This is a genomic window from Nitrospirota bacterium (assembly GCA_040755395.1).
In the GTDB taxonomy this organism is placed as follows: Bacteria; Nitrospirota; Nitrospiria; order Nitrospirales; family Nitrospiraceae; genus DATLZU01.
This window is the reverse complement of sequence record JBFMAX010000011.1, coordinates 104,211-116,733: the sequence shown is the minus strand read 5'-3', so window position 1 is coordinate 116,733 and position 12,523 is coordinate 104,211. Positions and strand designations below refer to the sequence as shown.

The 12,523-nt window shown below is 58.8% G+C and carries 15 protein-coding genes and 2 tRNA genes; 5 read left to right on the top strand and 12 right to left on the bottom strand.

Going from position 1 to position 12,523, the window contains the following annotated elements; genetic code table 11:
* The 5 genes from hscB to AB1555_15220 form a co-directional block, all read right to left on the bottom strand.
* Entirely contained in the window at window positions 1–723 is a 723-nt protein-coding gene (gene hscB / locus AB1555_15240) for a Fe-S protein assembly co-chaperone HscB (GenBank protein MEW6248051.1), read from the bottom strand.
* 136 nt (window positions 724–859) lie between these two features.
* On the bottom strand, window positions 860–1,216 hold the full coding sequence (locus tag AB1555_15235; GenBank protein MEW6248050.1) for an iron-sulfur cluster assembly accessory protein: 357 nt from the start codon (window positions 1,214–1,216) through the stop codon (window positions 860–862).
* A 40-nt stretch (window positions 1,217–1,256) separates the two neighbouring features.
* Window positions 1,257–1,655, bottom strand: coding sequence for a Fe-S cluster assembly scaffold IscU (iscU, locus tag AB1555_15230; GenBank protein MEW6248049.1), 399 nt, complete (start codon window positions 1,653–1,655; stop codon window positions 1,257–1,259).
* Between the two features lie 82 nt (window positions 1,656–1,737).
* Window positions 1,738–2,955 (bottom strand): IscS subfamily cysteine desulfurase, encoded by a 1,218-nt coding sequence (locus tag AB1555_15225; protein MEW6248048.1) that lies wholly within the window; start codon window positions 2,953–2,955, stop codon window positions 1,738–1,740.
* The gene (locus AB1555_15220) at window positions 2,952–3,428 is read right to left on the bottom strand and encodes an Rrf2 family transcriptional regulator (protein ID MEW6248047.1); all 477 of its coding nucleotides are present in this window, start codon (window positions 3,426–3,428) and stop codon (window positions 2,952–2,954) included. The genes AB1555_15225 and AB1555_15220 overlap by 4 nt, the downstream gene beginning before the upstream one ends.
* Before the next feature lie 205 nt (window positions 3,429–3,633).
* On the opposite strand from AB1555_15220, the gene AB1555_15215 reads away from it, so the two are divergent.
* Window positions 3,634–4,050 (top strand): 2Fe-2S iron-sulfur cluster-binding protein, encoded by a 417-nt coding sequence (locus AB1555_15215; GenBank protein ID MEW6248046.1) that lies wholly within the window; start codon window positions 3,634–3,636, stop codon window positions 4,048–4,050.
* Between the two features lie 103 nt (window positions 4,051–4,153).
* Here AB1555_15215 and AB1555_15210 read toward each other — a convergent pair whose 3' ends face one another.
* Window positions 4,154–4,864: an FAD-dependent oxidoreductase gene (locus AB1555_15210; protein MEW6248045.1), complete on the bottom strand. Its 711-nt coding sequence runs from the start codon at window positions 4,862–4,864 to the stop codon at window positions 4,154–4,156.
* A gap of 129 nt (window positions 4,865–4,993) precedes the next feature.
* On the opposite strand from AB1555_15210, the gene gltX reads away from it, so the two are divergent.
* Window positions 4,994–6,415: a glutamate--tRNA ligase gene (gltX, locus tag AB1555_15205; GenBank protein ID MEW6248044.1), complete on the top strand. Its 1,422-nt coding sequence runs from the start codon at window positions 4,994–4,996 to the stop codon at window positions 6,413–6,415.
* Window positions 6,416–6,452: 37 nt separating this feature from the next.
* Window positions 6,453–6,526, top strand: a tRNA-Gln gene (locus AB1555_15200).
* Window positions 6,527–6,534: 8 nt separating this feature from the next.
* Here AB1555_15200 and AB1555_15195 read toward each other — a convergent pair.
* From AB1555_15195 to AB1555_15185, 3 genes are all read right to left on the bottom strand, one after another.
* A complete protein-coding gene (locus AB1555_15195) occupies window positions 6,535–6,885 on the bottom strand; it encodes a hypothetical protein (protein MEW6248043.1) in 351 nt (116 codons plus the stop codon).
* 24 nt (window positions 6,886–6,909) lie between these two features.
* On the bottom strand, window positions 6,910–8,607 hold the full coding sequence (locus AB1555_15190; protein ID MEW6248042.1) for a glutamine--tRNA ligase/YqeY domain fusion protein: 1,698 nt from the start codon (window positions 8,605–8,607) through the stop codon (window positions 6,910–6,912).
* A gap of 131 nt (window positions 8,608–8,738) precedes the next feature.
* Window positions 8,739–9,152 (bottom strand): hypothetical protein, encoded by a 414-nt coding sequence (locus tag AB1555_15185; GenBank protein MEW6248041.1) that lies wholly within the window; start codon window positions 9,150–9,152, stop codon window positions 8,739–8,741.
* Window positions 9,153–9,285: 133 nt separating this feature from the next.
* Here AB1555_15185 and AB1555_15180 point away from each other — a divergent pair, with 133 nt between their 5' ends.
* Window positions 9,286–9,603, top strand: a complete 318-nt coding sequence (locus AB1555_15180) for a PilZ domain-containing protein (protein ID MEW6248040.1) — start codon at window positions 9,286–9,288, stop codon at window positions 9,601–9,603.
* 75 nt (window positions 9,604–9,678) lie between these two features.
* Here the strand turns inward: AB1555_15180 and AB1555_15175 are convergent, their stop codons facing one another.
* Window positions 9,679–10,215, bottom strand: coding sequence for a hypothetical protein (locus AB1555_15175; protein MEW6248039.1), 537 nt, complete (start codon window positions 10,213–10,215; stop codon window positions 9,679–9,681).
* A gap of 198 nt (window positions 10,216–10,413) precedes the next feature.
* Window positions 10,414–10,821 carry a hypothetical protein gene (locus tag AB1555_15170; protein MEW6248038.1) on the bottom strand — a complete coding sequence of 136 codons (408 nt, stop codon included), beginning with the start codon at window positions 10,819–10,821 and terminating at the stop codon, window positions 10,414–10,416.
* Between the two features lie 295 nt (window positions 10,822–11,116).
* Between AB1555_15170 and AB1555_15165 the strand changes: the two genes are divergently transcribed.
* Window positions 11,117–11,194, top strand: a tRNA-Glu gene (locus tag AB1555_15165).
* A gap of 445 nt (window positions 11,195–11,639) precedes the next feature.
* Here the strand turns inward: AB1555_15165 and AB1555_15160 are convergent.
* A complete protein-coding gene (locus tag AB1555_15160; protein MEW6248037.1) occupies window positions 11,640–12,479 on the bottom strand; it encodes a hypothetical protein in 840 nt (279 codons plus the stop codon).
* Window positions 12,480–12,523: the final 44 nt, after the last annotated feature.

Here is a 12,523-nt window from a genome sequence, read left to right as displayed (position 1 = left end):
TTATCCGATGGTCGCGACGAGGTCGTTGACGATGTTGCTGACGTACGTGCGGTTGGACAGAATCTCCCGCATTTCTTTGAGGATCGCTTCCCGCTCCTTGCGGAGCTGGTCGGTGGCTTCTCCGCGATCCTGCAGCGCGTCCCACGCGGTGAACAGCTCGAACAGCCGGGCTTCCATTTCGGCCCGGCGTCGGTCCAGCGTCTTCCGGTCCGCTTCCAGCTTGGCCCGCAGGGGCTCAAGCTCGTCGGGCGGTCGATCGGAGGAGGCGGACCGGAACTCTTCGAGGTCTTCCTGAAGAGCCAGAATCTCTTCGAACAAATCGGCCGGCGGGGAGGTGCGGATCTCTTTCGCGGAGCCCGCTTCCAAGCGAAGCAGATACTCGGCCCGCTGGACGGGATCCTTCAGCGTCCGGTAAGCGGTGTTCAACAACGCGGAATTGTTGAGGCTGATCGCCCGCTCGGTTTCGGTCTTGCTCTGGTAGAAATCCGGATGAAACATGCGGCTTAATTCATAAAACTTGGCTTCAAGTTGGTCGGGATCGATGTTCAGACGACGCGGAAGACCCAAACAGGTAAAGTAATCCATCTCCTTGGAGACAGGTTGCACCTTCACGCACCGTTCGCAGAAATACTCCCCGCTGATCTCCGATTGGCAGTGCCAGCACATGCTGCGCGCCATCTGGAGTTCGGTGCGCGGACTGGATGCCTTCTGACCTTGCTGCATGACGCCTTTCGACAACACAAACCCCGGCCAGACACGCGAATAGCTAATAGCACGTAGCAGGGGTCGCATCCTGGGGCGCCGGTGCTTTCAACCCGGGAAGCAGCTACTTGCTATTAGCTATCCGGTTGTCCGCCTATCAGGCCGAGAATGACTCCCCGCACCCGCAGGTCTTCTGCGCGTTCGGATTGACGAACTTGAACTGACCGCCCATGAGGTCCTTCTGAAAATCCAGTTGCGTGCCCTGCAGATAAATGGCGCTCTTCGCATCCACGATCACCTTGACGCCGTCGAACTCGTACACCGTGTCATACTGGCCGATCTTGTCGTCGAAGTTGATCGTGTAGCTCAGCCCCGAACAGCCCCCGCCTTTGACGCCCAGCCGCAGGCCGCCTTCCGTCAGACCTTGGACGTTCATCAGCCGCTTCACTTCCTTCAGCGCGGACTCGCTCAGCGTGACCACCGGGATCTGGGCTGTCGTGTTGGGTGTCTCCATGTCGCACTCCTTGCTGCTGAAATCTGATTACAGGTATCGGTTACGTGGATGGCTGGCCTTTTCCCTCCGCTTTCTTCTTATAGTCCGCCAGCGCGGCCTTGATCGCGTCCTCCGCCAGGACCGAGCAGTGGATCTTCACCGGCGGCAGGTTGAGTTCCTGCACGATATCGGTGTTCTTGATCTTGGCCGCTTCTTGGAGCGTCTTGCCTTTAAGCCATTCGGTCGCCAGACTCGAGCTGGCGATGGCTGATCCGCAGCCGAACGTCTTGAACTTCGCGTCCACGATGGTGTCGTTCTGCACCTTGATCTGCAGCTTCATCACGTCGCCGCACTCCGGGGCGCCGACGATGCCGGTGCCCACGTCCTGGTCGGTCTTGGGGAAGCTCCCCATGTTTCGCGGATTGTTAAAATGATCGACGACTTTTTCGCTGTATGCCATCGTACCCTCCTTCGTCTCTCGTCATCCGTGAAGCGTATCTCGTCCGGTTCGCTTCACGCCTTACGTTTCACGCTTCACGCGTTCAGTGGGCGGCCCACTGAACGGATTTCAGGTCGATGCCTTCTTTGGCCATTTCATACAAGGGGGACATCTCGCGAAGCTTGTTCACGACTTCAATAACCCGCTTGATCGTGTAGTCAATCTCCTCTTCCGTGTTGAACCGGCCCAGGCCGAACCGGATCGAGGAGTGGGCCAGGTCCGACCCGACGCCCAGAGCCCGGAGCACATAGGACGGTTCCAGAGTGGCCGAGGTGCAGGCCGACCCAGACGACAGCGCGATCTCCTTCATTCCCATCAGCAGCGACTCTCCCTCGACGTAGGCGAAGGACAGGTTCAAGTTATGCGGCAGCCGCTGGGTGGGATGGCCATTCAGATACACATCTTCCAACGCATTCATGATCCCGGCATACAACCGGTCGCGCATGGCCGCGAGGCGCGAGGCTTCGGCCGCCATTTCCTGCTCGCACAGTTCGCAGGCTTTGCCGAACCCCACGATCAGCGGGACTGGCAGCGTGCCGGACCGCATGCCGCGCTCATGACCGCCGCCGTCCATCTGGGCCGCGATTCGGACGCGGGGGGCCTTCTTCCGGACGTACAAGGCGCCGACGCCCTTCGGGCCATAGATCTTGTGCCCGCTGAACGACATCAGGTCGATCCCCATCTCCTGCACATCGACAGGAATCTTGCCTACGCCTTGCGTCGCGTCGCAGTGAAACAGCACGCCTTTCTCCTTCGCGATCTTGCCGATCTCCTTGATCGGATTGATCGTTCCGATCTCGTTGTTGGCCAACATGATCGAGATGAGGATGGTCTTGTCAGTGATGGCGGTCCGCACGTCATCCGGGCTGACTAGACCGTGCTTGTCTACCGGCAAATAGGTCACCTTGACGCCGCGCTTCGCTTCGAGGGCTTTGGCCGTGTCCAGCACCGCGCGATGTTCCGTAGCCGACGTGATGATGTGGTCGCCCTTCTCGTGGTACATTTCCACGACGCCCTTCAGCGCCAGGTTGTCGGACTCGGTGGCGCCGCTGGTGAAGACGATCTCTTTCGGATCGGCATGGATCAGTTTGGCGATCTGTTTGCGGGCATTTTCCACGGCCTCTTCCGCCTCCCAACCGAAGGCGTGATTGCGGCTCGCCGCATTGCCGAATTTCTCTGTAAAGTAGGGAAGCATCGCCTCCAGCACACGCCGGTCCATCGGCGTGGTCGCGTGATTATCCAGATAGATCGGAAACTTCATCGCTCGACTCCTTGCGCGGTGGTGATCGATTGAACGGTGATCAACGGCGTGCCGCCCATCATGTCCTGCAGCGTCATATTGTTAAGCAGTTGATAGATGCTGTCCTGGACCTTGAGGAGCGGGGTCCTGATCGTGCAGTGCTCGCGCTGCATACAGGGCTCGCCCTCCTTTTCGTGATAGCAATCGGTGATGCCGAGCGGCCCTTCGATGCTTTCCAAGACTTGGGCAATGGTGATGTCACGCGCACTTTTCGCCAGCAAATAGCCCCCTTTGGGCCCGTTATGGCTTTCGATCAGCCCGCTCCGGGCCAAAGTCTGGAGTACTTTGGCCAGGAGCTCGAGAGGGATGTTGTACTCCTCGGCGATCTCCTTCGTGTTGACGATCCGGGCGCGCGTCACATCGCCGAATTGCACGGCCGCGATGTATTGCAGAGCCATGAGCCCGTAGTCCGCTTTTTTGGAGAATTTCAACATGGGCTATTGCCGATTCAAATAGTCGGAGACTATAATGATCTCCGATCGCTTTGGTCGGACTAAAACTAGCACGGCCGAGAAGGGGCTGTCAATAGAGGAGCCCGAGTTTTTGTTTCAAGGGCTTAAGCCGATTCAGCGGTAGATGTCACGGTCTTGAGGCCTCTCCTCGGGTGACGCTAAACCACGGAAGAAAGGGTAAAAGGGCATGGGAGGAATCAATCCCTATATCGAAAAGACGGACGTTGAGTTACCAACCAAACCGTACACGGTCACCTTCATCATGCCGGACAAAACAGAGACCAAGGTCGAGGTCCAGCCGGACAAAATTCCGTATGGGGCGACCGGGCTTCCCGGCAGCATCCTGGATATCGCGATGGGCAACGGGGTTGATCTTGAACATGTCTGCGGCGGAGTCTGCGCTTGCTCAACCTGTCATGTCATTGTGAGGAAGGGCTTGGAGTCATGCAATGAAGGGACGGACGATGAATTCGATCAGCTCGAAGAGGCACCGGTGACGACGTTGCAGTCGCGCTTGGGCTGCCAATGCGTTCCGAACGGCACGATGGACGTGGTGGTCGAAATCCCCGCTGTGAACAAAAATCTCGTTAAGGAAGGGCACTGAAAAGGATGCGAAGCGCTCGTCAATCGACATTGGTCAATCGTCGTGATGAGTAGCCATTCTCAAGCTTTCGTTTGACGAATGATGTTTGACGGTTAACGGTCTTCTAATCATACGTCTCCACCCGCACCTCCCGCCGGTCGAATCCCTGCTCGGTGAAAAAGGTCCGTAGCGGCCGGACAAAGGCTTTGATCCCGCAAATCATCGGGATCACCGGTCGTCCGTCGGCAAGGATCGGCTTCAGTTGTTCGATCAGCGCTTCGACTTCTGCGTGGGGCGGAGTTTCGGGAGCACAGGCGATCGGCACGTACCTGAAGCGATCCCGCCGTGACGCGAGGGCTGTGAACTCGTCGTGGTACACCAGTTCGGCTTGGCCCGGGGCGCTGTAGAGCAACGAGACTCTGCGGTCCGGAACGCGTGAAAAGAGATGGGTGAGCATGCAGCGGAACGGGACGATGCCGGAATAGCGCGCGATCAACAGCAACTCTTTCGTCGATGGATCAGGGAGGACAAAGTTGCCGTAAGGTCCTGAAAGTGGGACCCGGTCGCCGGCTTTGAGTGTGGCGAGATAGTGGGAGCCAAGCCCGCCGGGCACGAGATCATACACCAATGTCAGATGTCCGGACGGTCGTTCCGGCTCGGCCATCGTGTAGGCGCGGTTCAGCGGAGGATGTTTCCCGACCGGCAACTTCAGCGACACCCATTGCCCGGGCGTGAACGAAATGCTGCGTTCCAGCGGCGCGAGCACCAGTTCGCGCACGTGAGGAGTGAGCGGGCGGACACTTACGACTTGAGCCAGTTGTGTCGGTTCCCCCATGCTCCGCTATCCGGCTGGTCGATCTGTACTCGCAAGCGGCGAGCGTGATATAGATACGCGCCCCGTGGCACGCGTTTTCCTGTGCGCATCGTAGTGCCAGTGTCCAGGCATTTTCAATGAGCCGGCGAGATGAGTAATATCAGAGTTCGATTCGCACCCAGCCCGACCGGCTATCTCCACATCGGCGGGGTCCGCACCGCCCTGTTCAACTGGCTGTTCGCGCGCCAGAACAAAGGGGTCTTCATCCTGCGCATCGAAGACACGGACCAAAGCCGGTCCACGGAAGAATCCATCCAAGTCATTCTTGAAGGCATGCGGTGGGTCGGTCTGGACTGGGACGAAGGCCCCTATCGTCAGACCGAGCGCATGGATCTCTACCGGCGGCATGCCATGAAGCTCTTCGAGCAAGGCCGGGCCTATTGGTGTGTATGCCGAGCCGAGGAGTTGGAAACTCGGCGCAAGGAAGCCGAAGCGAAAGGGCTTTCGCCGAAATACGACGGCCGCTGCCGCGATCTCGGCATCACGACGCCGACCGGAGACGCTGCGCTGAGGTTCAGAGCGCCGCAGGAAGGGCAGACCGTCATCGACGATCTGATCAAGGGGCGCGTGGTCTTCGACAACAGCGTGCTGGACGACCTGATCATCCTCCGGTCCAACGGCTACCCGACGTACAACTTTTCAGTGGTCGTGGACGATGCGCTGATGAACATCACCCATGTCGTGCGCGGGGATGACCACCTCACCAACACACCCAGGCAGATTCCCATGTTTCAGGCGCTGGGCTATCCGGTGCCGCGGTTCGGCCATCTGCCGATGATCCTGGGATCGGATAAGACGAGGCTTTCCAAGCGCCACGGAGCGACCTCGATCATGGCGTACAAGGAAATGGGCTATCTGCCGGAAGCCATGGTGAATTATCTCGCGCGGCTCGGCTGGTCGTACGGCGATCAGGAAATCTTCACGCGGGAGGAGCTCATCGAAAAGTTTTCTTTCGACCACGTGCAGAAGTCTTCGGCGGTGTTCAACCCGGACAAGTTGCTCTGGGTGAACGCCCACTACATTCAACACGGGACGCCGGGCCGGATCGCGCAGGCCCTCGTGCCGTATCTGGAGCAGGCCGGGCTGAAAGAAGAGATCAAAGCCGTGTCGGCGGAGTGGCTGGAGAGGCTGGTCGTCACGGTGCGGGAGCGAACCAAGACCCTTGTCGAGATGGTGACCTGGGCGACACCGTATTTCGGGCAGGACGTCGCTATCGACGAAGAAGCGGCCAAGAAGTTCCTGACGCCGGCGATCGTCCCCGCCCTCACGAAGCTTAAGGCCGGAATTGAAGGCGCCGTGCAGTTTTCCAAGGCCCGCCTGGAGGAAGTCTTCAAGGGCGTGCTCGAAGAAGAGGGCCTGAAGATGGGTCAGTTGGCGCAGCCGGTGAGGGTCGCCCTCACCGGCCGCACCGCCAGCCCCGGCCTGTTCGATGTGATGGAGCTGTTGGGCAGGGAACGGACGCTTCACCGCCTGCAAAAGGGGATTGAGCGTGCCAAGGCCGCCCCGTCTTGACTCGCCGCCTTCGCTTATATTACGTTGAGCGCACGGTTGGGGGATCGTCTAGTGGTAGGACGTCAGACTCTGGATCTGACTACCTAGGTTCGAATCCTAGTCCCCCAGCCACTCTTTTTTTATCCTCCCTCCGAAGGCACCTTCACCGCCTGCCAGCCGGTCACGCCACCGGCTTCAAAGTACACTCTGAATTCCGCCGTCGTGCAGGGGTTCTTTCCGCTTGGCGGATAGAGCCAGACCTCTACCGGTCTGCCGTTGTGCTGGATGGTCTTTTTGCAGACCGGTTCGCCGAGGGTCAGAAAGACCTGGTCATGGTCCATCCCGTTGATCAGGAAACCGCGGTCGATGGCGCGTTTAATGGTCTCGGGATAGGCGGGATACCGTTCGTTCATCAGGCGCTCGCGCGTCGTGTCGCACGCCGAAACAAGAACGAGAGAGAAAAGCACGGCGAGTTGGATGGTCGTCCGCACGAGGAGCCTCAGAGCTGTCGAGCGTTAACCGGTCTTCTGTGCCTTTTCGATCTTGGCCCAGGTGTCCTTGAGCGTAACTGTGCGGTTGAAGACCAGTCGGTCTGCCGTAGAGTCCGGATCAACGCAGAAGTAGCCCAGCCGCTCGAATTGGTATCGCGCGCCGGGCAAAGCGTCTTTCAAGCTGGGTTCGACTCGACAAGCGGTGAGTCGCTCCAGGGAGTTCGGGTTCAGGTTCACCGTGTAATCCTGGCCCTCCGGGACGTCGGTCGGATCGGGCTTCGAGAAGAGGTGATCGTACAGCCGTACTTCCGCCTCGATCGCGTGGGCTGCAGAAACCCAATGGATCGTCGCTTTGACCTTGCGTTGTTCCTGAGATATGCCGCTCTTGGTCTCCGGATCGTACGTGCAGCGCAGTTCGATTGCTCGGCCGGTGCGTTCGTCTTTCACCACGCCTGTGCATTTGATGATGTAGGCATAACGGAGGCGGACCTCGCGTCCGGGCGCGAGGCGAAAGAACTGCTTCGGCGGATCCTCCCGGAAATCGTCCTGTTCGATATAGACGACCCGCGAGAACGGCACCGTTCTGCTCCCTGCAGACGGGTCTTCGGGATTATTGATCGCGCCCAATGCTTCGACCCGGTTCTCCGGGTAGTTGTCGATCACCACCCGCAGGGGCCGCAGCACGGCCATCACGCGCGGCGCACGTTTGTTGAGATCCTCGCGGACAAAGTGTTCCAGCAACCCCGCTTCCAGCGTGGCGTCCCGCTTCGCCACGCCGATATGTTCGCAGAACGCGCGGATCGCCTCGGGGGTATAGCCGCGCCGCCGCAATCCTTTGAGCGTGGGGAGGCGAGGGTCGTCCCAGCCGTTCACGAGCTTCCGCTCCACCAAATCCAACAGCTTGCGTTTGCTCATGACCGTATGCGTGAGATTGAGCCGCGCGAACTCGATCTGCCGCGGACGGTGCGGGGGCTCGCACTGTTCCACGACCCAGTCATACAATGGCCGGTGGTCCTCGAACTCGAGCGTGCAAATGGAATGCGTAATGCCCTCGATCGCGTCCGAAAGCGGATGGGCATAGTCGTAGGTCGGATAGATGCACCAGGCGTCGCCGGTCCGATAATGTCTGGCCCGACGGATGCGATAGAGCACCGGATCGCGCAAGTTGATGTTGGGCGAGGCCATGTCGATCTTGGCCCGGAGGACATGGGCGCCGTCCGGAAATTCTCCCGCGCGCATCCGTCTGAAGAGATCGAGGTTCTCCTCGACGGATCGATTCCGGTAGGGACTGTCCTTGCCGGGTTCCGTCAGAGTGCCGCGGAACTGCCGAATCTCGTCCGCGGTGAGGCTGTCCACGTAGGCCTTGCCCTTCTTGATCAAGCGGACGGCGTAGTCATAGAACCGCTCGAAGTAATCCGAGGCGAAGAACATCTTATCCCGCCAGTCGAATCCCAGCCAGCGCACGTCCTCCTGAATGGCCTGGACGTACTCGGGATCCTCCGTCGTCGGATTCGTGTCGTCGAACCGCAAGTGACAGACGCCGCCGGGGTTCTCGTTGGCGACGCCGAAGTTCAGGCAGATGGACTTGGCGTGACCGATGTGGAGATACCCGTTCGGCTCCGGCGGGAAACGCGTCACCACACGTCCGCCGTGTTTACCGGTCTTGAGATCCTGCGCGACGATCGCGCGCACGAAGTCCGATGGCGCTGATGCATTCGGCATGTTCATGTGATCGGGACGCATCTCCTTATGGCACTGCCAGCGCGAGGAAGCCTCTCGTGACAATCACTTGTACCATAAGACAGGGCGAGAGGAAAAATGCCTTGCTGCCGCTGCAGAGCCCTGCACTCTTATTAGACGGTCTGAGGCATGGGCATTTGGATGACGTTGAAGTCTTTCTGGGCGATGAGATGGCCTTCCATGAGCAATCGGAACTCATAGCGGCCGGGCGCCGGGAAGACGAGCGAGGGGATGTTGATGCCGAAGTCGGAAATTTGGAGGCGATCCGCGATGTACACGTTTGGAAGCGCGGCGCGGCAGACGAGCTGCTCGGTATTGAGGTACACGAGTTCGATGTCGAAGTGATAGGTGCCTTCCGCATCGGTGAGGCAGAAGTAGAGACCCATCTGATGATGTTGGAACGGAAAGGCCAGCGCCTGGAGGTGGGTGAAAATACCGATCAGGCTCTTTTTCTTGGTCAGGCTGTCCTCGATCACGGTGTCACACACCAAGAACGCCTGCACGCTGGGCTTCACGATCTCCGTCATACGTGCTATTCTACGACCCGCTTTCTCAAAGTCAAACGAGGCGTCTCTTTCCGCATGGGGTGAAGACCGCCGCCTTGCGCGCGGCGCACCTTGCTCCTCGTGCGGAGACCCCGTTGCGACAGGCGCGGCGACGATGGATCGGAAAGCTCCCCGGTTCAAGACCCAGATCCGTATCTTCTTTTCCGGCGGCGAGATCGAGGGTGAAGGCACAGTTCTTGATTTGTCCCGGGGTGGCTGTCGAGTGGAATGCGAGACCGAATTGTCGGCCGGCACCGAAGTCGAGGCGTGGGTGTACCCGCCAGATTATCACTGGCCGCTCAAGATCGAGCGGGCGATTGTGCGGTGGACAAAGGCCGCAGAATTTGGGCTGGAGTTTCTGCAGATACAACCGGCGCAAAAGGAGCGGTTGCGCTTGGTGCTCAACGGCAAGAACCTGGGCCCGAGGACTTAAGAGACCGTACTCTCTTGTCAGCCGACGCTTGCTCGGCGTACCGTCGACCGATCAACCGTTCTCCGGTTCCAAGGCTTATCCGATCGACGCAGCCCCGCCGCGCGTTTCAAACACATCGCCGAACAGTGTCAGGCCGGGTACGACGCGGCAGTAATGAGAGGTGATCTGAACGAGGTGCCCTTTGTGCGTATAAAACTTCCCGTTCGGAATCTGGATTTTTCCGCTGTGAGTCACCGTGACTTCGAGGACGACGTCGCCGCTGTCTCGGTCGGACACTTTCAGCCACAGCGGCCCGTTGAACAGGGCCAGCGAGGCCGGACCGGTCGTGAGCGCGAATCGGTTCGCCGTATTGAACGCCCACGCGTTTCGTCGCAGATGGGCCACATGGCTCCCCGCGCTGTCATAAAAATCCATGGTCAACAGCAGTTGATTCTCCTCGGGATGGAACTCCACGACCATTTGCTCCTTGCCCTGGAGTTTCACGACCCCGTTCGTGTTGCGGAAGACGTTCGAGCCGATATTAAGCTCGAGCAAGGGCCTGGACTTGTTGGCTTCAACGGCCTGAGGCGGTCGCGCGGGAGTCGTCCCGCTGGGATCGAGCTTCTCGGCCACAAGACCTCCCGATCATTCTCGATGTCCGGCCGGAATAGCCTTAGCGTGTGTGTAGTGGTTCGGTCGGGCACGCGTGCAGTGGGCCGGGCACGCAAAGGCTAGGCCGTTCTCAAAGTGAAGTCAAGCCCGTGATCGGGGTCTGTGATCAGGGCTCCACAGGGCGTTCATGCTTCGGGGCTTCAGGGAGAGGAGTGTGCGTCACTGATGAGTGGGAGGACCTTCGTTCCCCTGGCGATCGGTCGCGGTCACACAGATCGACGCAACGGTCTCCTGTTGCTTCAGCGGAATCGTAATGGTCTGCGATATGTGGCCGCCGCCGCGAGGGCTAGTGGCAGGGATGTCTTTCGCGGTGACGGGCCCGTCACCGGTATCGACATAGATGGTTGTTTTGGCTAACGACGTGAGAGGGCGACCGTCCAGAGCGGTGGTCGGTTCGGTATACGAGACGGACACAGTCGGTTTGGCAGCCGTGACGCGAATCTTGGGCGAACTGCCGCAGCGGAGCGAAGCCTTGGTGGGGGAAACGCTCGAACAGCCGAACAGGGTGAGGCTCAACGCACACAACAGAACTCCCGATCCGGCCGCGGGATTAAACACCGGTTTCATGGATCAGCTCCTCGGTAACAAGGATTGAATGGAGACCGGAGGGGTCCGGCTTCCCGATCGCGAAGCCTAGCGGGAACAGTTGAGTGCGGACAATACCGCTGGTGTAGGTATCGTGCCTCTATAGAGGGAGGATCGGGCTGTGAACGGGGTTCTGAAACGACGGCAGACCGCCGCGGCCGACGGTTTGCAATCAGTTCGAGGCGTATGGTACTGTGCCTCCCCGTCGCGCAAGTAAGAGGCAATCGCTCGTCCACACTTCGTTCGTCATTCAACTCAGTCGGTTCACGGCTTTGCTGGTCCCATCGTCTAGCCTGGCCTAGGACGGAGCCCTCTCAAGGCTCAGACACGGGTTCGAATCCCGTTGGGACCACCAAACCGAGCTTGCTCGACCCGGAGGCCATGTGATTGCTCTTGCCGACGGGATAAAGTCCTCAACCCTTTATGTCCCACCAGTCGCTTCGCTCCTCCCGCCCGCTCTTTATCGCTTTATCGTAAACAGTAGCGGGCGGAGAAACCCTCCAGTGGTTTCTTCCCTCGCATCAGCACTTCGCTTGCGCCGCCGGCTTCTTTGTCGTTTTGTCGTACATGATGGCCGATGGAGAAACCCGCCACGTGTCTTGCACTTAGCGGATCCCTCTTGCAGCGCGCTCGAACCTTTTTCGAGTCACAAGGCCCGTGATCGTCGCCTTCCCGCCGCTTGAGCGCCTGTCACGCCCCTTGCGTAAGCCTATTCCCCTTCCTCGCGCCTCAGAAACGACTCCCGACCCCTTAAATCTCGACCCCTTAAATCGTCCCTGCCAGACTGGTATGGCGAGAACTTAGCCACAGTGGTCCTTGTACTCCAACAGTAGCAGGGCGACGTTACAGATACTCAGAAGCAGATACCGGATTTCCCATTCGTCAGGCCCTTTCCGCCCATGTGCACCTTCATCTCCCCTGTGGCCAGCAAGCTTGAGGATGGATGCTCTGATGGTTCCGTGTAGCTTCGGGAAGTGCTTTTCAAGGGCTGCCCGATCACTCAGCTTTAGTGATCCATCACCTGTGAGGTTGCGAGCAAGTTCTTCGAGCGCTTTAAAGGCATTCCCGAATACGGTATTGGTGTCCACTCCTTTAAGCAGGTCGTGGTATGCGCTGCCCAGATCCCTTGCCCTTTCAGGGAATGTTGCCTCCAATCGAGGTAGAACTTTGTCAAGGACTTCCTTCTGCAGCAAGGGTTCTTCAAGCGGTAGGATCAAGGGTGGATTCCCCTTGATGTTAAGCTGCACGCCGCTGTCCGCCATGAAACGGCGAATGTCACGCTGGAATGAGTCAAGAGCTTCATGGCGTCCGTCTTGGGCGAGTAAAGATAGCAAACACTGCAGGACCTCAAGACGATCAGGGAGTAACTGATTCCAATGGTCTTTGATGCGTGAGGTACGCGAGACGGAAGCTTTCATTTGAGCAATCTGCAATTCGCCGTGAAGCTGTTGGGCTTTCTCAGAATTGTACCCGTGTCCAGGAATTGCTACGAGATTATATTCGCGTTGAAGCCTATTGACTTCTCGTTCTTCCTGATCCTCGTATGACTTGGACCTGGCCTCACAATCTAGCGTTTCAGGCGAAAAGTAGGTCTTGATCCTGAGAGCGAACGCTGGTTTTGCATCATGACGGTATCGCATCAGGGACTCAGAAGCTAAGCGAGCGCCAAAATGGCTTACGTTTG